Origin of the sequence: Paenibacillus sp. TCA20, assembly GCF_000732325.1 — a bacterium.
GTDB classification, from domain to species: Bacteria; Bacillota; Bacilli; order Paenibacillales; family Paenibacillaceae; genus Paenibacillus; species Paenibacillus urinalis.
Genome location: NZ_BBIW01000001.1, coordinates 292,381 through 313,077 on the forward strand (window position 1 = coordinate 292,381; position 20,697 = coordinate 313,077).

21 protein-coding genes are annotated in these 20,697 nt (G+C 48.3%); 3 read left to right on the forward strand and 18 right to left on the reverse strand.

The window, feature by feature from the left end:
* The first annotated feature begins 45 nt into the window (after positions 1-45).
* Positions 46-249: a hypothetical protein gene (locus TCA2_RS01355; protein ID WP_047909757.1), complete on the forward strand. Its 204-nt coding sequence runs from the start codon at positions 46-48 to the stop codon at positions 247-249.
* Positions 250-356: 107 nt separating this feature from the next.
* On the opposite strand, the gene ftsY is transcribed toward TCA2_RS01355, so the two are convergent.
* From ftsY to TCA2_RS01410, 12 genes are all read right to left on the reverse strand, one after another.
* Complete coding sequence (gene ftsY / locus TCA2_RS01360) at positions 357-1,364, reverse strand: signal recognition particle-docking protein FtsY (protein WP_047909758.1); 1,008 nt, start codon at positions 1,362-1,364, stop codon at positions 357-359.
* Positions 1,365-1,396: 32 nt separating this feature from the next.
* Entirely contained in the window at positions 1,397-4,966 is a 3,570-nt protein-coding gene (smc, locus tag TCA2_RS01365; RefSeq protein ID WP_047909759.1) for a chromosome segregation protein SMC, read from the reverse strand.
* A gap of 361 nt (positions 4,967-5,327) precedes the next feature.
* On the reverse strand, positions 5,328-6,020 hold the full coding sequence (gene rnc, locus TCA2_RS01370) for a ribonuclease III (RefSeq protein WP_047909760.1): 693 nt from the start codon (positions 6,018-6,020) through the stop codon (positions 5,328-5,330).
* Between the two features lie 14 nt (positions 6,021-6,034).
* Complete coding sequence (gene fabF, locus TCA2_RS01375) at positions 6,035-7,273, reverse strand: beta-ketoacyl-ACP synthase II (protein ID WP_047910204.1); 1,239 nt, start codon at positions 7,271-7,273, stop codon at positions 6,035-6,037.
* 207 nt (positions 7,274-7,480) lie between these two features.
* Positions 7,481-7,714 carry an acyl carrier protein gene (gene acpP / locus TCA2_RS01380; RefSeq protein ID WP_025334828.1) on the reverse strand — a complete coding sequence of 78 codons (234 nt, stop codon included), beginning with the start codon at positions 7,712-7,714 and terminating at the stop codon, positions 7,481-7,483.
* Positions 7,715-7,835: 121 nt separating this feature from the next.
* The gene (gene fabG, locus TCA2_RS01385; protein WP_047909761.1) at positions 7,836-8,585 is read right to left on the reverse strand and encodes a 3-oxoacyl-[acyl-carrier-protein] reductase; all 750 of its coding nucleotides are present in this window, start codon (positions 8,583-8,585) and stop codon (positions 7,836-7,838) included.
* Positions 8,586-8,638: 53 nt separating this feature from the next.
* Positions 8,639-9,580 carry an ACP S-malonyltransferase gene (gene fabD, locus TCA2_RS01390; protein ID WP_047909762.1) on the reverse strand — a complete coding sequence of 314 codons (942 nt, stop codon included), beginning with the start codon at positions 9,578-9,580 and terminating at the stop codon, positions 8,639-8,641.
* 76 nt (positions 9,581-9,656) lie between these two features.
* Positions 9,657-10,652: a beta-ketoacyl-ACP synthase III gene (locus TCA2_RS01395; RefSeq protein WP_370510304.1), complete on the reverse strand. Its 996-nt coding sequence runs from the start codon at positions 10,650-10,652 to the stop codon at positions 9,657-9,659.
* A gap of 1 nt (position 10,653) precedes the next feature.
* Entirely contained in the window at positions 10,654-11,649 is a 996-nt protein-coding gene (plsX, locus tag TCA2_RS01400; protein WP_047909763.1) for a phosphate acyltransferase PlsX, read from the reverse strand.
* Positions 11,633-12,229 carry a transcription factor FapR gene (fapR, locus tag TCA2_RS01405; RefSeq protein WP_170862471.1) on the reverse strand — a complete coding sequence of 199 codons (597 nt, stop codon included), beginning with the start codon at positions 12,227-12,229 and terminating at the stop codon, positions 11,633-11,635. The genes plsX and fapR overlap by 17 nt, the downstream gene beginning before the upstream one ends.
* Before the next feature lie 364 nt (positions 12,230-12,593).
* Positions 12,594-12,767, reverse strand: coding sequence for a 50S ribosomal protein L32 (gene rpmF, locus TCA2_RS26465; RefSeq protein WP_036645943.1), 174 nt, complete (start codon positions 12,765-12,767; stop codon positions 12,594-12,596).
* A gap of 54 nt (positions 12,768-12,821) precedes the next feature.
* The gene (locus tag TCA2_RS01410; RefSeq protein ID WP_337999946.1) at positions 12,822-13,322 is read right to left on the reverse strand and encodes a DUF177 domain-containing protein; all 501 of its coding nucleotides are present in this window, start codon (positions 13,320-13,322) and stop codon (positions 12,822-12,824) included.
* A 300-nt stretch (positions 13,323-13,622) separates the two neighbouring features.
* Here TCA2_RS01410 and TCA2_RS01415 point away from each other — a divergent pair, with 300 nt between their 5' ends.
* The gene (locus TCA2_RS01415; RefSeq protein ID WP_047909766.1) at positions 13,623-14,855 is read left to right on the forward strand and encodes a nucleotidyltransferase; all 1,233 of its coding nucleotides are present in this window, start codon (positions 13,623-13,625) and stop codon (positions 14,853-14,855) included.
* 134 nt (positions 14,856-14,989) lie between these two features.
* Here the strand turns inward: TCA2_RS01415 and TCA2_RS01420 are convergent, their stop codons facing one another.
* Positions 14,990-16,036 carry a SepM family pheromone-processing serine protease gene (locus TCA2_RS01420; protein WP_047909767.1) on the reverse strand — a complete coding sequence of 349 codons (1,047 nt, stop codon included), beginning with the start codon at positions 16,034-16,036 and terminating at the stop codon, positions 14,990-14,992.
* 126 nt (positions 16,037-16,162) lie between these two features.
* Here TCA2_RS01420 and TCA2_RS01425 point away from each other — a divergent pair, with 126 nt between their 5' ends.
* Entirely contained in the window at positions 16,163-17,377 is a 1,215-nt protein-coding gene (locus TCA2_RS01425) for a nucleoside recognition domain-containing protein (protein WP_052511652.1), read from the forward strand.
* Here the strand turns inward: TCA2_RS01425 and coaD are convergent.
* The 5 genes from coaD to TCA2_RS01450 all read right to left on the reverse strand — a co-directional run bounded on the left by coaD (position 17,352) and on the right by TCA2_RS01450 (position 20,673).
* On the reverse strand, positions 17,352-17,870 hold the full coding sequence (gene coaD / locus TCA2_RS01430) for a pantetheine-phosphate adenylyltransferase (protein WP_047909768.1): 519 nt from the start codon (positions 17,868-17,870) through the stop codon (positions 17,352-17,354). The two genes, TCA2_RS01425 and coaD, sit on opposite strands and share 26 nt — an antisense overlap.
* Positions 17,863-18,492, reverse strand: coding sequence for a 16S rRNA (guanine(966)-N(2))-methyltransferase RsmD (gene rsmD / locus TCA2_RS01435; RefSeq protein WP_047909769.1), 630 nt, complete (start codon positions 18,490-18,492; stop codon positions 17,863-17,865). The genes coaD and rsmD overlap by 8 nt, the downstream gene beginning before the upstream one ends.
* 376 nt (positions 18,493-18,868) lie before the next feature.
* Positions 18,869-19,063, reverse strand: a complete 195-nt coding sequence (locus tag TCA2_RS01440) for a hypothetical protein (RefSeq protein ID WP_047909770.1) — start codon at positions 19,061-19,063, stop codon at positions 18,869-18,871.
* A gap of 66 nt (positions 19,064-19,129) precedes the next feature.
* Positions 19,130-20,011, reverse strand: a complete 882-nt coding sequence (locus TCA2_RS01445; protein WP_047909771.1) for an SMP-30/gluconolactonase/LRE family protein — start codon at positions 20,009-20,011, stop codon at positions 19,130-19,132.
* 11 nt (positions 20,012-20,022) lie between these two features.
* Complete coding sequence (locus TCA2_RS01450) at positions 20,023-20,673, reverse strand: SGNH/GDSL hydrolase family protein (RefSeq protein ID WP_047909772.1); 651 nt, start codon at positions 20,671-20,673, stop codon at positions 20,023-20,025.
* Positions 20,674-20,697: the final 24 nt, after the last annotated feature.

The following is a 20,697-nucleotide window of genomic DNA, read 5'->3' on the forward strand; positions in this document are numbered from 1 at the left end:
GGCTCTAAGCTTCAATATGTCACTAAGTCTAAGGAGGTACTTGATATGAATTTTAGAGATATGATTCGCGGCTTCTTGGGAAGCGAGGTAGAGGTACTGACGGCTAACGATTATCTGGACGGAACACTGATCTCAATTGATGAGACCACGCTTGTCCTGCAAATACCACCTATTATTTATGGGCCGCCTGGAGATGTGGCTGTCGTCCCATTGTCTTCAGTTGAGCTTGTGCGGGTTCTCGCCGTATAGGATATGTGCTAAGAACGATATAGAAGCTATATAGCAGCACTATGAAAAAGAAGACCGAATCCTTTAATGGAAACGGTCTTCTTCTTATGATTACAGCTCACGCCGCATTATTTCACTTCACTGTCTGCTTGTTCAGTCTCGGCTTCCTGAATCAATCCTGCAAACAAGGCGTGTACAAACTGCTCCGAATCAAACGGCTGCAGATCGTCTGCCTTCTCTCCGAGTCCGACAAGCTTAACAGGAATATCCATCTCTTGGCGAATCGCGATAACGATACCACCCTTAGCAGTGCCGTCCAGCTTAGTCAATACAAGACCTGTAACTCCGCTCTTCTCTCCAAACAGCTTGGCCTGACTAAGTGCATTCTGTCCTGTAGTTGCATCAAGCACCATAAGCACTTCATGCGGAGCACCTGGAATTTCACGCTGAATGACACGAAAGATTTTGTTGAGCTCTTCCATCAGATTGGTTTTATTCTGGAGTCTTCCTGCCGTATCGCAGAGAAGAACGTCAGCGCCGCGCTGTTTCGCAGCCTGAACCGCATCAAACATAACGGCCGCCGGATCAGATCCAGCTTGCTGTTTGATCACATCAACGCCTGCACGCTGTCCCCATACTTCCAGCTGCTCAATGGCGCCTGCTCTAAATGTATCTCCTGCAGCAAGAAGAACCTTCTTGCCTTCATTCTTAAAGCGATGGGCCAGCTTGCCAATCGTCGTTGTTTTGCCTACACCGTTCACACCGACAAAGAGGATTACGGTGATACCGTCCTTGTTCATGTTAAGACTGTTATTTTGCTCAGAACGGAGAAGCCCCGTTAATTTCTCAGACAACACCGGCTGCAGCTCAGCCGCATCCTGAATCTTCCGTTTCTTCACTTCGGCACGCAGATCATCAATCAGATCCATAACCGTGTTGACACCTACGTCAGCACCGATCAGGATCTCCTCAAGCTCCTCGTAGAATTCCTCATCTATCTTTTTACGGCGGATAACGAGATCAGACACCTTTTCAACGAAGCCTTTACGTGTTTTCTCGAGACCATCTTTAAAAATATTCGTTACTGATTCTGTTTTTGTTGATATACTTTCTTTCAGCTTTTTAAAGAAACTCATAGGTTCCCTCCAACTTAGTATTACAATACTTATTAAGCGATTTCTGCTTCCTCATTCTCCAGCTTCACCGAGACCAGCTTCGATACGCCGCCCTCTTCCATGGTAACACCATACAGCACATCCGCTTCCTCCATCGTTCCTTTGCGATGCGTTACAACGATAAACTGGGTCTGCTCCGAGAATTCACGCAAGTACTGAGCGAAACGAACGACGTTAGCTTCATCCAGCGCTGCTTCGACTTCATCCAGAACACAGAATGGCACCGGGCGAACATGGAGAATCGCAAACAGCAATGCCATGGCGGTCAAGGCTCGTTCGCCACCAGAGAGAAGCTGCAGGTTCTGGAGCTTCTTGCCCGGCGGCTGTGCGACAATCTCAATTCCTGTCGTAAGCAGCTTGTCCGGTTCATTCAGAATCAGATCTGCTCTACCTCCGCCAAACAGCTTCGAGAACACCGTGCCAAATTCACGCTTAATTGCATCAAATGTCGTCTTGAAGCGTTTAGACATTTCATCTTCCATTTCCTTAATGACCTGATAAAGTGTCGTCTTGGCTTCAACCAGATCATCCTTTTGCTCACTGAGGAAGAGATAACGTTCATTAACACGTTCATATTCCTCAATCGCACCAAGATTCACTTCTCCCAGCGCAGAAATGCTTCGTTTCAGCTTCTGCACTTCCGCCTTGCTGCCTTCAATATCTTCCGGAATGGAGTAGTGCTGCTTCGCAAGCTCATAAGACAGCTCGTATTCGTCATTCAGCTTTTTCAAAATATTTTCAAGCTCCACATCCAGACGATTGACACTGATCTCCGTCTGACGAAGCTCGTCTTCACAGGCCTTCAGACTGATCCGCTGCTCTTTGGTTTCATTCTCTTCAAGCTCAAGCTTCTTCGTAAGCTGTGCTCTAGCTGCACGCTTGAAATCCAGCTCTTTGGAAGCTTCCTCCTTCTTGAGGCGATAGCGGTTCAGGTCCTCCGTCTGCTTCACGCTCTCCTCTGCATTCGTCTTGAGGTCTGCTTCCACAGAGGCCAGCATCGTACGATTCCGGTATCTTTCCTTGTCCGAATTCTCGTATTCGCGTTCCATTCTGCGAACCTGCTCTTCTACAGAGAAGCGCTCCTGATCCAGCTTGCCCTCACGAACCTTCAATATCGTCAACGAGTTCTGGAGCTCCTCCTTGGCAGATTCATTGGCTTTGCGCGCAAATTCGGCAGCGTGAATCGCTTGATGTGTCGCCTTCTCCTCTTCCTCCAGCTTCACCAGCGACTGCTCAGCAGCTGCACGGGTATCTTCAAGTGCTTTAATTTCATCCTTGAAGCCTGATTTCTCCGCACCTGCAGCTTCAACCTGGGTAAGCACATGCGCCAGCTCATGTTCAAGCTGTTTGAGCGACAGTGAGGCCTGCTGCTCTTCTGCCCGTTTCTCATCGCCATCCTGACGAAGCGTGTCCAGACTGATCTGACACTGCTCCATCTGAGCCTTCACTTCTTCCAGACTTCGATGCAGCTTCGTGATCTGATTCTCGGTCTCCATAATATCGTGATCCAGCTGATCGAGCTGGCGTTTACGGGACAAGAGACTTGAATTCTTACGGTACTGGCTGCCCCCGGTCATGGAGCCGCCTGCATTGACCACATCACCCTCAAGTGTAACAACACGATAACGATACTGACAGCGTGCCGCAATTCGGTTCGCATCTTCCAGATTCTCCGAAATAATTACGTTACCAAGCAAGCTTCCCACAATTGCTTCATATTTGGAATCAAACTGCACAAGCTCGGCACCTATGCCGACAAACCCCTGCAATTCAGAGATCATGCTTCGATCTGAAGCACCAATTGCACGTGGCCTGATTACGTCCAGCGGCAGGAAAGTCGCTCTGCCAAGCTGACGCTGCTTCAGGAAGGAGATCGCCTGGCGGGAGACAGCTTCATTCTCCATGACCACATGCTGGAGCGATGCTCCAAGCGCGGTTTCAACAGCCATCTCTACTCGCTCAGGTACTTTGATCAGTTCTGCAACCGCACCATGGACACCATGAAGCACATTCTTTCTGGATGCCTTGAGAACTTCCTTGACACCCGTGTTAAACCCGTCAAAGTCATCCTGCATTTCCTTCATTGTATCGCGTCTTGAAACTTGTGCCTCACGCTTCTGCTCCCACTTCCGTACCGTGCTCTGACTCTCGGATAAGAGCTTCTGCAGCGATTGAAGCCGTTCACTTTCCGTAATATATCCATTGCGCAATGAGCTGATCTCCGCACCCATCTTCTCAATCTGCTGAGTCAGCTCTCCCTTGCGTTTAAGAAGATCTGTCTTCTGAAGCTCCCACTTGTCGGACTCTTCACCAGCACGGTTCAGTCTCCGCTCGATCGCTTCCTTCTGCTGATCGGCATATCGAATCTCATTCCGTGCCTGAGCCATTTGGTTCATCAGCTCCAAGAGATTACCTTTGAGGCTCTCCTCCTGCTCCTGACTGATTCCTCCAGTTACGCCAACCAGCTTCGCCTCTTCGGCAGACAGCTGTTCACGCAGCTCATCAAGCTCCTGCTGTAGTCCAGCCAGCTTGCTCTTAAGGCCGTCCAGCTCAGCCTCACGCTCCGCATAACGCTCCTCACTTCCGTTCAAGGAATTGAGCAGCTGCTCCCGGTTCGCTTCGAGATTCTTCAGCCGTTCCTTGAGCAGCTCACGGTACCCTTCACTCTTCTCGGTAGCTTCACTGTAGTGCAGCAGCTCACCTTGAAGGCGCTCCACGGCCTCTTCTACCTGACGAAGCTCTGTCCGATCCTGTTCTAGTATGGCATCATGTCTAGATACGATCGTAGATAATTCCAGCTGCTGTTCCTTAAGCTCTTGCAGCTTCTCCGTCGCCTCGCTCCAGGCCGTATGAATCTGCTCAATCTGGTACACGTATAAAGACAGCTCCTGCTGCTTCAATTCTGCTCTGAGCTCTTTATAATGCTTCGCCTTCTCAGACTGCTCCTTGAGCGGTCCAATCTGATCCTCCAGTTCCGTAACCAGATCATGTATCCGCAGCAAATTTTGCTCCGTATCATCCAGCTTCCGCACCGCATCTTTCTTACGTGATTTATATTTAACAATACCGGAAGCCTCTTCAAAGATACCTCTGCGATCCTCGGAGCGCGTACTTAAAATCTCCTCAATCCGCCCTTGTCCGATAATTGAATAAGCCTCTTTACCAATTCCGGTATCCATAAACAGCTCCGTTATATCCTTGAGCCGGCAGGACTGTTTGTTAATAAAATATTCACTATCTCCGCTGCGATGAACACGGCGTGTTACCGTGACTTCACCAAAATCCAGAGATAAGGCATGATCTTCATTATCCAAGGTCAGTGACACCTCGGCAAAATTTACTGGCTTACGAGTATCACTGCCGGCAAAAATAATGTCCTCCATCTTGCCGCCGCGCAGTGACTTTGCACTCTGTTCTCCAAGAACCCAACGGATGCCGTCGGAAATATTACTCTTCCCACTCCCGTTGGGGCCTACAACAGAGGTTATGCCGCGAACGAATTCCATTTCTGTTCGATCGGCAAACGATTTAAAGCCTGACAGCTCTATACGTTTTAAATACATCTTGTCTTCGACACCTCCAAGCTTCTTGCCACGGTCCTACACGGGTATGTACATCCGTTATTATTGTAGGGGAAACGTCTCTTGAAGTCCATTTCTTCTACATCTTACGAGCATAACATATCTTCATTCGGAATGAATCCACCATCCTCAAGCAACAAAAAGAAGAGCAAAAAGCAGTCCTTCCCATTCATCATTAGCCTGACAACTAAAGCGGGCTGCTCTTTGCTCTTCGTTTGTAAGAAAAGACAGGCCGCCAAATTAAACGGCTGATTTCTTGTTCTTAAGATATAAGAAGATCTCACTGCTCCGTTAGATTTTCTTATACCTTAAGAATCCGCTAAAACGGTCTGCCGATCAATTCCTAAGGCAGCTTCAGTGTACTTAATGCAATTTGTGCCGCCTTCTGCTCAGCTTCCTTTTTCGAGCGTCCGTTACCACGGCCTAATCTCTGACTGCCCATATAAACTTCGGAGACAAACTCCCTCTCGTGAGCAGGGCCTTTTTCCTCAACAATTCGATATTCGAGCACACCCATATTATGATGCTGAGTCAATTCCTGTAATTCAGTCTTGAAATCGGTAAGCACGAGTTCACCTTCCACAATAAGGCCGGCAAAAATGTGCTTGTCCAAAAATTTCTTCACTGCAGCAAGGCCTTGGTCCAAATAAAGAGCACCGATAAATGATTCGAAGACATCTGCCAGGAGAGCAGGACGATTCCTGCCCCCTGTCAGTTCTTCCCCTTTGCCCAGAAGTACATATTTGCCGAATTCCAGAGCCTCAGCAAATTTCACGAGCGAGGGCTCGCGTACAAGTGCTGCCCTCATCTTCGTGAGTTCTCCTTCCGGACGATTAGGATGTTCATTGTATAGATACTCTGATACCGTCAGCTCAAGTACAGCGTCCCCGAGGAACTCGAGTCGTTCATTATCCTGGCTTTGACTGAATCTGTGCTCATTCACATATGAAGCATGAGTAAAGGCCTGCTTTAACAATTTGCGATTGTTAAACTCGATTTGAAGTTTGCGCTCTAATTGTTTCAGATCTGCATTCAATCGAATCGGACCCCTTATGATTCATATTTTTTGAGAATTACAGTTGCATTGTGTCCGCCGAATCCGAAGGAATTGGAAAGCGTGTATTCCAGTTCAGCTTCACGCGGAACATTCGGTACATAATCCAAATCACAAGCCGGATCAGGATTCTCCAAATTAATGGTTGGAGGAATCTTCTGCTTCTGAAGTGCCAGTGCACAAATGATCGCTTCAACACCACCCGCTGCTCCGAGCATATGACCTGTCATCGATTTGGTAGAGCTCACTGCCACCTTATAGGCGTGTTCACCGAGAGCAAGCTTAATGCCTTCTGTTTCGGATTTGTCGCCAACCGGCGTTGATGTTCCATGAGCGTTGATATAATCAACATCCTCAGGGCTGATGCCAGCGTCCTTGATCGCCATCTTCATGCTGCGTGCGCCGCCTTCCGGATCTGGATCCGTCATATGCTTCGCATCCGCAGACAGACCATAACCGACTACCTCACCGTAAATACGAGCACCTCGTGCAAGCGCATGCTCTAGGGATTCAAGAATCAGAATTCCAGCGCCTTCTCCCATGACAAAGCCATCGCGATCCGAGTCAAATGGACGGCTTGCTTTTTCCGGCTCATCATTACGGGTTGACATCGCACGCATGGAATTAAATCCTGCCATACCTGTTGGACGAATGGTAGCTTCTGCTCCGCCGCAGATCATGGCGTCGGCATCTCCACGCTGGATCATTCGCATGGAATCTCCAATGGAATGGCTGCCAGTAGCACAAGCTGTGACTTGTGTTGTATTAGGACCCTTTGCACCAAAGCTGATAGACAGCTGACCTGATGCCATATTCGCAATCATCATCGGAATGAAGAACGGGCTTACCCGCTTCGGACCTTTTTCCAAAAGGATATTGTGCTGGTCCTCCCAAGTACCGAGACCCCCGATCCCCGAGCCTACAGATACACCAATTCGTTCAGCATCTATATTCTCGCCGATTTGTAGTCCACTGTCTTGAATTGCCTGACCTCCGGCTGCAACAGCAAACTGAACAAAACGGTCCATCTTGCGTGCATCCTTACGCTCCATATAATCTTCTGGATTAAAATCCTTAATTGAAGCTGCAATCTTGGAGTTGTAGTCGCTCACATCAAAGGCTTCGACAAGCGATACTCCAGATTTACCTTCCATCAGACTGTTCCATAGTGTATCCAGGTCCTTACCAATCGGGGTCATGACACCCATGCCTGTAATAACAACTCTTTGTTTCAAATCCATTTCACCTCTATATCGACTGCATATTGCTATGCAATTAACAGATTTTAATGTAATGAAACCCATTCTATACATGTCGTTAAGATAACAAACACCTATAAAATGGGCCTTCATAAGGGCTCTATGCCTTTGGCTTGCAAAATTGGAGGGGAAGCTCCATATGAGATAAGAACTGCTTAACTCACGGAGCTTCCTCTATATGACTTAGGTATGAGATTGTATGTAGTTTACAACTTCACCTACGGTCGTGATTTTCTCTGCATCTTCATCAGAGATCTCCATATCAAACTCGTCTTCGAGTTCCATAACCAATTCAACAACATCTAGAGAGTCAGCACCCAAATCATCTTTGAATGATGCTTCCAATGTTACTTCAGCTTCGTCAGCGCCTAAACGATCTACTACGATACGTTTTACGCGTTCCAATACGTCGGACATCCGGTTCACCTCCCTTTCCGTATTATACGAGAATCAATCGTAAAATGCCATAGAGCCTACATCACCTCCAAATGGAAGGCGAACGAACACTCTAACTATGCATCAATTACGGTCGAAAAAATCACATGTACATACCGCCATCCACATGCAGAGTTTGACCTGTCATATAGGATGCAGACTCGGAAGCAAGGAATAGAGCAACTCCTGCCACTTCTTCAGGGCGTCCAAGCCTTGAGAGCGGAATTCCTGACAACATACCTTCTACGAGCTCAGAAGACAAGCCCTGTGTCATCTCGGTTTCAATAAATCCAGGAGCGATGCAGTTCACCGTAATTCCACGGGAAGCCAGCTCCCGGCTTGAGGATTTAGTAAGACCAATGACTCCTGCCTTGGCAGCTACATAGTTGGCTTGACCTGGATTACCCAGCACACCCACTACAGATGAAATATTGATAATTCGACCATAGCGCTGTTTCATCATGGGACGAGTCACTGCTTTGAGGCAATTAAAGACGCCCTTCAAATTGGTTTCGATCACTTGATCGAATTCCTCTTCCTTCATACGCATGATTAAATTATCTCTAGTAATACCTGCATTATTCACCAGAATATCAATTCTGCCCAGCTGGTCCATGGTTTCTTTCACCAATTGATCTGCTTCAGCGGTAATGCCTACATTCGCTTTAATCGCGATGGCTCTAACCCCTTTGGCTTCTATGAGCTGTACAACCTCGGCCGCAGCGGCTTCGTTGCCCGCATAGTTCACCGCAACGTCAGCACCTGCATCTGCCAGCGCAAGAGCGATACTGCGCCCTATTCCGCGGGATGCACCTGTTACAAGAGCAACCTGACCTTGTAGTGTAGTCGTCATCTTGTTGTTCCTCCTTTCCCCAAATATACCTGCTTAGAATGATGTAGTCGTAACTATTTCAGCTCATCAGCAAGAGCGTTCAAACTATCCAAGCTGTTTACGTTGTATACTGTAACGGTTCTGCTTACCTTCTTGATCAGTCCACTAAGTACGCTGCCAGGGCCAATTTCCACGAAAGTGTCTACACCCTGATCAATCAGCCATACCACGGTATCTTCCCATTTGACAGAAGAATATACCTGCTGAACTAGAAGATCACGAATGACTACACCCTCCGTTACGGGCTCAGCCGTCACATTCGCCACCACAGGTATGCCAGCATCACGAAGCTCTACTGAGGAGAGCTGATCGCCAAGTCTAGCAGCTGCCTCCTTCATCAGCGAGGTATGAAAAGGACCGCTGACTTCAAGAGGAATGGCCCGTTTCGCTCCAGCTTCCTTCACACGATCTATCAGCTGTGCCACGCCGTCTTTAAGACCGGATACCACAATCTGTCCCGGTGAATTAAGGTTCGCCAACTCTACGAGATAGTCCTTCCCTTGAGCGGAAATTTTCTCACATAGCTGCGCCAGTTGATCACGATCAGCTCCGAGCACAGCAGCCATAGCTCCACGTCCGCCCGGAACAGCTTCTTCCATGAAAGTCCCTCTCGCCCTAACAACAGCAACCGCATCCTCGAAGGACATTACACCTGCTGCGACCAGGGCACTGTATTCACCCAAGCTGTGACCTGCTGCATAGTCAGCGGTAATTCCTTTCTCACGCAGAGCCTCATACAGAGCAATACTTGCTGTCAATAACGCAGGCTGTGTGTTTTTTGTTTGTTTAAGTTCGGTATCCGGGCCATCAAAGATCAGCGAGCTCAGCGAAAAACCAAGCTTCTCGTCCGCGGTCTCAAAGACATGGCGGGAGGACGATACATTCTCATATACGTCTTTCGCCATCCCAACGGTCTGTGAGCCCTGACCCGGAAATACAAAAGCGATCTTCCCCATCTATACATTGCTCCTTTATCGATCTAGAGTAAAAAAACTTGCAGTGAGCACCATCAAATGCACCGATAGTATGCTATTACCACACTAGCACGGATGCTCCCCAAGTCAGACCGCCGCCGAATCCAACCATTAGTATGGTGTCTCCTGCCTTCATCCGGCCCTCTTCAGCCGCTTCAACCAGCGCTAATGGAATGGAAGCAGCGGAAGTATTCGCATATTTGTCAACGTTAATGACAACTTTATCTTCAGGAAGCTCAAGGCGCTGCATCGCAGACTGAATAATACGGATATTGGCTTGATGCGGAATGAACAAGTCGACGTCTTCTTTTGTTAGACCTGCCTTGTCCAGCACATCAATCGTTGCTGTTCCCATTACGCGTACGGCAAATTTGAATACTTCTCTACCGTTCATATAAATGTAGTGCTGCTTGTTAGCCAGCGTAGTCTCAGATGCAGGCAGTCTGGAGCCACCTGCTTGGATATTAAGCAGTGGTCCGCCGGCACCTTCAGCACCTAGATCGAAAGATTTGAAGCCACGGCCTTCAGGCACCTCTCCTAAGATGACGGCACCTGCTCCGTCTCCAAACAGAACAGCCGTATTACGATCTGAATAATCTGTAATGCGAGACAGGCAGTCTACACCAATAACAAGTGCATTGTTATACATCCCTGATTGTATAAAGCTCGTTGCCGTAGCCAGGCCATATACAAAGCCGGAGCAGGCTGCAGACAAATCGAACGCAGCAGCACCCTTCGCTCCCAGCTTATCCTGCAAAATGCAAGCCGTTGAAGGAAATGCACTATCCGGAGTTATAGTTGCAACAATGATCAGCTCAATATCACTCGGCGAAATGCCTGCAGAGGCAGCTGCTGCTTTGGCCGCTTCATATGCAAGATCCGAAGTCGCTTCATCAGGGGCCGCTATATGACGCTCGCGAATTCCCGTACGGGAGACAATCCACTCGTCATTGGTATCCATCATTTTTTCCATATCATGATTCGTCAGAATCTTTTCCGGTACGTATTTGCCTGTACCAATGACACCGACTGGACGCAATTGTGTATTCATCATGTCACTCAACTCTCCCGCTTATTTCCTTAGATATACTTTCGACCAACTGGTTGGAAATGGCCAGTCTTGCCTGACGCACCGCATTCTTAATTGCATTCGCATCGGCAGAGCCGTGGCTCTTCACGACTAGACGACTAAGACCAAGCAGAGGCGCACCTCCATGCTCCTTGTAATCAAGCTTGCCCTTGAGCGCCCGCAGCTCTGGCATCAGCATTGCAGCTGCCAGCTTGCTCTTAAGCGATGAGGAGAACTGCTCCTTAAGCAAAGAAAAAATGCCCGCAGCCGTGCCTTCAAGCGTCTTCAGCATGATATTGCCGGCAAAGCCGTCACATACCAGTACATCACATCCGCCCATCAGCACCTCTCTTGATTCTACATTACCAACAAAATGTATAGGCAGCTCCTTCAGCAGCGGAAACGTATGCTTGGTGAGCTCATTTCCTTTGCCTTCTTCGGTACCTACATTGAGGAGTCCTACTCTAGGCTGATCAATTCCATGCACCTTCTGCCGATACAAGCTGCCCATAAGTGCATACTGGGCCAAATGCTCAGGCTTGGCATCCATGTTCGCGCCAAGATCCAGAGCGAGCATTCCGCGATCGTCGATCGTAGGAATCATCGGGGCCAGTGCCGGGCGCTCGATGCCCTCCATTCTGCCGACGACAAGAAGCCCTGTCGTCATCAGCGCGCCCGTATTGCCTGCAGAGATCATTGCATCTGCCTGTCCTTCTCGAAGCATACGCCCGGCAACAACCATAGATGCGTCCTTCTTCCGCCGAACCGCCTTCACGGGCTCATCATCTGAGCCGATAACCTCTGAAGCATGTATTACAGTAATACCTGATGGGCGATCTGCGCCCAGCAACGGGTTGATCTTCGCTTCATCGCCGACCAGTACGATCTCCGTATCGTTCCATTCCTTTGCAGCAAGCACTGCACCTTGGACGGTTGCCTCCGGTGCATGATCGCCTCCCATCGCATCAATGACGATCTTCATGATGAACTCCCCCCTCGTCACTATCTTGCCCGGCGGATCGGTAAATGACGAAGTTTCCTTGAAACACCATTTCCTCTCCGACATAAGCAAACACTTCTACCTTGGCCTTGCCCTTCTGCTCAGGAGTGGAGCGCACATATGCCTTCGCAATACATTTTTCCCCCAGATGCACCGGTCTTACAAACCGGATGTCCGCAGAAGCGGTCAGCGCAATCTCATCGTTAATAACAGCAACAGCAAGTGAGTTCGCTTGTGCAAAAACATAATGGCCACGAGCTATTCCTGTTCTTGAAAATACATGCTCTTCTCTAATTTCAAAAATAGAAATCCCGCTCTTATCCAGCTGAAGGTCTACTATATCCCCGATAATTTCATGCAAAGGCAATGAGCGCACTTGATCATACGATCTCTCAGCCATCAGCTTCATCCGCTCACGAAGTTCAGGTATGCCAAGCTCCATCCGATCCAGTCGAATCGTCTGAATGCTCACCTTAAGTAATCTTGTCAGCTCTTGATCTGTGATAAAAGGGTTATCCTCAATCATCTGAGTTAGCTGCTGCTGTCTTTGTCGCTTAGGTATTCGTTCTATGATCAAGCACCCCCTGCTTATGTGACTTCAAAAAGACCCGTTAACTCTATATTAGTCATCTATATGACACCAGCGTACAGCTCTTTATCCTCTGGCAGTGAACAATGCTTAATATAACGTCCTTAGGTCGTAATTAAGCAACCGAATTGTTCATCAACCATCACTGTTCGTATGTACGCAAACTTTTACTGATTAAAAATCAATTTGAAAATAATTAAAAAGGCACACTGGTTAGAACCAGGTACTAATGCTTAGTATAAAACATGTAGCACCAAAAAGAAAGGGGCGGTCACTTTTTCGCAAAAAAATAGCACTTCATCCGCTATAGATGAAGCGCTACTTTTGAACAAAAATATTATTGAGAGATGATCTCTCTAGATTTGTACGTTCCGCACACTTTGCATACGTGATGAGCAAGCTTCAATTCTCCGCATTGTTCACATTTCACCATGCCTGGCACAGCCAATTTAAAGTGAGTACGACGTTTGTCACGACGAGTTTTGGATGTTCTCCGTTGAGGTACTGCCACAATTCCCACCTCCTTATCAAAGTCAAACCTTAAGAAAAAGAAATAATCTTGTTCTTATTTAAAGAAATCCTTAAGCCCTGCAAGCCGCGGATCGATTGGCGTATTGTCACAATCGCAGCTGCTCGTGTTCAAGTCGGTTCCACAGCTCGGGCACAGCCCTTTGCAATCCGACTTGCACAGCGGGGCAAACGGAAGATGAAGCAGGAAATATTCTTCCAGGAAAGGAACCAAATTCACTGTATCCTCTTCCACGTACAAGGTATCATCCTCTTCTTCAACTTCCTCCGGCTCGGTTCCTTGCTTGAACTGCTCGGCGAATTTCATATTTAAATGCTCATGGACATTTCCTAGACAACGAGAGCAGAGCATATCTGCTTCGGCTGATAACGTTCCTTGAACATCTACCACGCCTTCCGGCAATGCAGTAAATGTGAGTTCCACCTGCATCGGGGATACGGCTGTGATTTCCTTGTTGTTTCGAATTAGATGGCTGATATCCAGCGACTCTGTAAACTTCATCGGTCCAGCAGCCGAGGCCATCTTGCGAAATGACATTTCCACGTTGATCACTCCAGACGATAAACCATTTTAACAACATTTGTAGTATGCTTCAAATACAGCGCTAGTTATGTTGAAAAACAGTCTAACAAACAAAAATCATTATACCGATTTTGAAAGAGGTTTGTCAACACTTTAAACTTTACACCTGTATATCCATTTATCCAGGCTAAATGCACCGCACCCGTCACCCATTATGCAATTCATTCATCATACCTGCTGCAACTTGGATATAATAGACTCTATAAACCTATCAGATAAGCCTTACCGAATGCAACAGGGAGTGTGAAATATATTATGAGTAGAACCGTGGGCCTGATCGTAGAATATAATCCGATGCATAACGGACATGTATACCATCTGGAAGCTTCCAAAAAAATAACCGAAGCCGATACAAGCGTCGCCGTCATGAGCGGCCACTTTCTGCAGCGGGGCGAGCCTGCAATGCTGAGCAAATGGGCCCGGGCCGAGATGGCGCTCGCCATGGGCGTCGATCTTGTGCTTGAGCTGCCGGTCTCCTATGCGGTAGGACCGGCAGAGTGGTTTGCCCATGGTGCCGTGGCAACCCTGCACCATACAGGAGTTGTCGATTCGCTGTGCTTCGGCAGCGAATCTGGAGAGCTTGCGCCGCTTGCTGCCATGGCAGACCTCCTCGCCAGCGAGCCGAAGGCGCTGTCGGAGGCTATCCAGCGGCAGCTGCAGCAAGGCGCAAGCTACCCCGCAGCCTACGCAGCGGCTGCGGCGGAGCTGGCCCCCGGCGGTGACGCTGCGGGGGCCCTGGCACTGCTCAAGCAGCCCAACAATACACTTGGGCTGCATTATATGATCGCGCTGAAGCGGCTCAGCAGCGCGATCCGGCCCTTCACGGCGCAGCGTACCGGCGCCGGTTATCACGATGCGATGCCGGGACCCGGCAGCATCGCCAGTGCCACGGCCGTGCGCCGGCTGCTCCTCGGCGCAGGACCCGAAGCAGCGGCCCCTTACGTGCCGGCTGCAACGCTTGCCATTCTGCAGCGCGAATGGCAGGAAGGACGCGCTCCGGTTCACCTGGAGCGCTTCAAGGATGCCTTGCTTGCCCAGCTGGTGACCTCTAGCGCAGCAGAGCTGGCCCAATATGCCGAGGTAACCGAAGGACTCGAGCACCGCATACTAAACCAGCTCCCCAAGCTCACGGAGCTGTCCGTCGACTCACTCCTTGAAGCGTTAAAAACAAAACGATATACACGCACCAAGCTCCAGCGCATGCTGATTCATATTTTGCTGCACCATAAAAAGGATGAATTATCGCCCTCTGTGCTGGCCGAGGGACCTCATTATATCCGGGTTCTTGGCTTTAACAACAGAGGACAGGAGTTGCTAAAAGAAATGAAGAAAAAAGCAACCTTACCGGTTGTCATCAAGCCTTCAGCCTTCAGCCACCCTCAGCTGACCCGAGACATTCAGGCGACCGCTCTATATGGTCTTGGCATGGGAGCGGCTGACAGCCAATTCATATACAGAGATTATTATCAGTCCCCTGTGCGAGTCTAATGTACTTAGAGCCAAGACTCTATTTCAGAATTGAACACTGCTGCATATAAGCATAGGAGCCTGTGCATGATCATTCTCATTCACAGGCTCCTATGCTATACATTGCTTCCATTTATTAAATGCCAATAATACAACTACACCTCGGTTTTAACATTAAGCTTCTCAATGTAATCCAGTGCATCCTCGGCCGTTTCCACAGGGACGAGCAGCATGTCCGTCTTGATGGATTCCGCCTTCTTCTTCGCTTCCTCATAATTCGCCTCTGGTACGAAGAAGATCTCGGCATCCTCGCGATCTGCGGCAACGATCTTGTGTACGACCCCGCCGATCGGTCCGACGGTTCCTTCTTTATTGATGGTCCCTGTACCTGCAATAATATGGCCTTTGGTCAAATCTCCAGGTGTCAGCTGATTGTATATTTCCAGCGTAAACATTAGGCCTGCTGACGGTCCGCCGATTTCTGTATTGGTAAAAGTAATTTGATGTGCAGAATCCTTGGGCTGAACGGTTTGAAGAGTACCAATCATTACACCGAGTCCAGGCCTTGTCTTACCTGTTTCACTGTCCTTGATAGGGACGAGCTTCAATTCACTTGTAATGGTCTCTCCTTTGCGATCCAGCTGAAGCTCAACCATATCCCCTACCTGCTTGTTCTCCAGCTGCTGCGCCAGTACCGTATTGTCGGGAGTAGGCACTCCATTAATCGACAGAATTTTATCCTGAGGCTTAATATCTCCTTCTGGCAGTGAATCCTTTGATAGACCGAGCACAAAGATATATTCTGGAACAATATCATACGCAATGTCTGCCTGCTCATAAGCAGCCTCCATCGCAGCTGACTGTGAATCACTCATAAACCATACTTGCTCTGCCGAATATTCCTCCTGGGTCCTGCCCGCGAGACGCTCTTCCTTCTTGCCGATCTGGGCATGTTCATTAAATGCGGATATAAACAAGAGCGAGAGATTCGCATAGCTGGCTGATACGGTTGTCATTAGAAACTTGCCGTCTTCCTCCTCATCACCGTTCTTCACGGATACCATGGGTTTAACCGATTCTGCTGTTCCCGGCTGAGTGACAATATAAGGTGTCGGCATATATACGAGCACATATACAACAATAGCCAAACTTAAGATATATACGGCGGTACGAAATCCACTCTTTTGGGTGATATTACTCAATCTCTGGCCTCCTCCCTGCTTGACTGCTTGTTCTTCTTTCCCTTCTCATCACATATAAATGCATATGTACAGGCTGTTTCTGATGTCTTTCCAGCCATCTAAGCTATTGATCGGGGTGATGATCCAATGAATTCAGAAATAACGAGGAAAAATAACGTTCCATCTTATATAAAAACGATGCTTCTCGGTATCAGCGCCCTACTGGTCGTGGCTGCTGTTGTCACTTCCCCAAGTGAAGCATTTGACGCCTCGATGCAAGGCCTTCAAATATGGTGGAAGATGGTCTTTCCTGCTCTCCTGCCCTTCATTATGCTGTCGCAAATGCTGACTGCCTTCGGGTTCACCCATGGTCTCGGCGTGCTCTTAGAGCCTTTAATGCGTATAGGCTTTCGTCTGCCGGGAATAACGGGGCTTGGTCTCGCTGTTGGGATGACAGGCGGTTTTCCGTCCGGTGCAGATACTGCAGCCAGACTGTACCAGCAGAAGCTTATCACGGGGAAGGAAGCGGCCATTCTAGCCTCTATCACCCATTTTGCAAGTCCCATGACGTTATTCGTTGTCATTGGGGCAGCATTCTATGAAGCGCCAGCTGTCGGATATATTTTAGCATGCATTCACGGTATAAGCGGGATCATGGCAGGTATTTTGCTCGGACGCGTCAACCTCTACTCGAAAAAGACCACAAAAACGACCGAGCTGCATGAACAGCCCGAATCTGTTTCTGCACTCGAAGCGATGATGAAGGCCAAGGAAAAGGATGGCAGAAGCTTTGGCAGACTGCTGGGAGATACAGTAAGTCATGCCGTTCAAGTATTGATGATGACCGGAGGCTACATGATCATGTTCTCCGTGTTCATCCGGCTGCTGGGTAAATATGTAACGCCTTTTCTCCCTGAATGGATCTGGGCCTCTTTTTTCGAGCTTCACCTTGGAGCTTATTCGATGCGTTCCCTTGATATTACCGCACATGCAGTCGGATTTGCACTTCTTGCCGCCGCCATTGGCTGGGGTGGACTCAGCTCCCATTTACAGGCAACTGCGCTTCTTGCTCCATACGGAATAAACATGCGTATTTTTACAATAGGTCGTATACTGCATGCTGGTATTTCCTATGGGCTTGTCCTGCTGCTATGGCCGCCAATCCAGAGCTGGCTGAATCATTCCAAAGCCGTCTTTCTTCATATTGGACAAAACCCTTCAACGCAAGCGCAATACTCTCCCGGAGGTCTTCAAGCAGCGGTTACCCTAGGCCTCTTCCATGTAGTACTGTTAACATCACTAATCGTCATCTCCGTGTGTATCGGCAAATGGCATTCTAGACGCCATTCTTCTTCTCGATAACTTTACGTCTGAGCGCATCCTCTACCTCGGCAGGCACCAGCTCGGAGACATCCCCTTCGAAGCTTGCAATCTCCTTCACTACACTGGAGCTCAGATACGAATATTTGGGATCCGTCATCATAAAGATGGTTTCTGCATCCTTGTTAAGCTTCTTGTTAAGGGATGCCAGCTGCAGCTCATATTCAAAGTCAGTTACCGAACGAATTCCGCGCATAATGACCTGTGCACCCTTGATCCTCACATAATTGGCCGTTAAATCACGGAAGCTGTCCACTTCAACATTTGGCAGGTCCGCCGTAACCAACTGCAGCAGCTCTACACGTTCCTCCACCGTGAACAGCGGATTCTTGCTCTTATTATTAAGTACCGCCACCACGAGCCGATCAAATTGTTTGGAGGCTCGCGTAATAATATCCAGGTGTCCCAATGTCACAGGGTCGAAGCTCCCGGGGTATACGGCTACTCTCTCCGTCTTATGTGCTGATTCACTCATTGCCTTGATCCTCCCGAATGTTGTCATCCATGTTTAAATTCGTGTTCGTATCATCCTGCACATCTATATTAGAAGAATACTCGTATATCGTAATTGCCGTATCCCCATATGTAGATTTGCGTATTTGCTCAAAGGAGCCTATTCTCTCTCCGTATTCATGATCGGCATCATGTTCTACAACAACGATGGCGTCATCATTGACCATATTGTGTTCTTCAAGCCAGGATAGATACTCTTCCACATTCTTCATCCGATATGGGGGATCCAGAAAGACGAGATCGAATGTATATTTTCGTTTGGAGAGCAGCTTCAGGGCTCGGCCTGCTTCATTTCGGAACACTTCAGCCTTGCTATCCAGACCCGTTGCCTTCAGATTCGCGCGAATCATTTCGATGCTCTTCGGTTCCAGGTCGATAAATACAGCCTTGTCCGAACCTCTGCTGAGTGATTCTATGCCGAGACCGCCGCTTCCCGCAAACAGATCCAGCACGACGCCCCCATCAAAATAAGGACCAATCATACTAAAGACCGCTTCCTTAACCTTGTCGGTTGTTGGACGGGTTCCGGTTCCGGGAACAGCCTTAAGCGGTCTACCTTTTGCAGTGCCTGATATTACTCTCACTTTTGATTTCACCCTGTTTCATTCATTGTAAGTATGCTATACATCGATATCGTACCACAATCCATGTAAGATGTGAAAATATCGAAAGCGTAATTAGTCCGAAGGAAAAAATATTAACCAAGCGATGTATAAACTGGAGGGCAGGCGGTCATGATGTAATTATCGGCATCAAAAGTGCCGTAGACAACCGCGGAGAAGACTTACGTTTCCCCATAAGCTCTTCGTCCGGTTTCTCCTCTCCCATGATAGGACGTCTCGAAAGAGGCGTCCGAATAAAAGCCTGCCAGGACTCCTGGCAGGCTTTTATTTTTCACTTGGTTGATATTAGCTCAAAAATTACTGCATCTTCGCCGTTCCAATCTTACTTTAAAGGAGATCAAAGAATACGGCTTAATAATACAATGACACCAATGACGGCCAAGAGAATCAGAAGATTAGACACTTCTCTCCATAGTAACGGATAACCTTTTTCGTGCAGTTCCTGTTGTTTAATCTCAAAATTGGCCTTATCACTATAGGGATCAGCCGGCTCCGTATAGGGCCTGTTCTGTTCCTGAAGCGGATCATTCATAGGTCTCCACCTCCATTAGGTTTTGAACCACATATCAATCAATACGCACCTATATGGAAACCGTTTCTATTTTATACCCTTATAACGGTAAGTGGGCTGTCCTTTTACGCCAGGCTTCACTCGAAATACACCGCCAGCATGCGGAGTCTCAAGCAGCTGCTCCTCACTAAGACCATTACGAGCCGTCGTGATGTACAGCTCATCCAGTTCTTCTCCTCCAAAACAGCAGGAGGTCACATTTGAAGCCGGCACTTCAATATGCTGAATCAGGCTGCCTGTGTCCGGATTCCAGCGAGATACCTGGGAACCGCCATAGTGTGCCACCCATATCATCCCTTCTGCATCTACCGTCAACCCATCAGGGAAGCCGGTTCCTTCCGGCAGAGAGAACAAGGTTATACGATTCGAAATTTCACCGCTATCGAGATCAAAATCAAACTGATCAATCCGGCCTGTCGGCGTATCAATATAGTACATCTTCTTATGATCCGGGTGAAACCCCAGACCATTAGACAGAGAAACGTCCGTAAGCACGGTTTTGACTTGACCATCATTCATTAGACAGTACAATGCGCCTTGATTCTTCTTGTCAGTCAGACTCATCGTTCCCGCCCAAAACCGGCCCTTCGGATCACATTTTCCATCATTAAACCGGTTATCATCCCTATGACTTTCCGGATTATGAAGCAGGGTAAGTTTGCCCGAAGCCAGATCATACCTATGGAACCCACTTTTTAAGGCAACCATGACACGATCTTGATCATAGGGGACAACCGCTCCAATATGCTGTCCCACCTCATGCACCGTGTCCCTTCCTGAACTTGGATCATAAATATGAAGCTTGAAGCCTTCGATATCAACCCAGTACAGGCGTTTCTCATCTGCATCCCAGCTTGGCCCCTCTGCCAGTCTTGCCTTTGCGTCAATGACCAGTTCTAGTTCTGTCATCCAATCCCTCCTTATTTATTCCAATCAAAGCCGATGCTGTTCAAGAAGGCGCGTGCCAGAACCATATGTCCCGTGTGGTTGGGATGTACGCGGTCCCATGCAATAGCTCCTGGGTACAGCTGCTTCCAGAGGGGTTCATATGCAGCCTGTGTATCTACAAATACGGCATCATATTCCTCAGCAACACGTTTGACAGCAGCACCGTACAGATCCATCGTCGAGCGCATGGGATCTTCTATACTTGGCTCCAGGTAATAAGGTGTCATTAGGACAAGACCCTTCACCTGAGGACGCACCGAAGCAACCAGCTCACGCAGAGTAGCCTCATACTCATCCAGAAACACATGAAGCTCTCTTCGCTGCGGACTGTCAAACTGACGCCATACGTCATTGATCCCAATCATTACAGACAGCCAGTCCGGCTGAAGATCAAGTACATCCTCCTGCCAGCGATTTTTCAGATCCCTAACATTGTTTCCGCCTATCCCTACATTAATTACACGAGTATTCAATTCTGGATATACGCTTTGGAGCAAAGCATCCACATGATATACATACCCATTGCCAAGCCCCATGCTTCCTTCACCTACGGGACGTGTTCTTCCGCAATCGGTTACCGAATCCCCAATAAAAACCAATTTATCATTCTGAGCCAGCTTCATACCTTCCCTCTCCCTATCCAATAT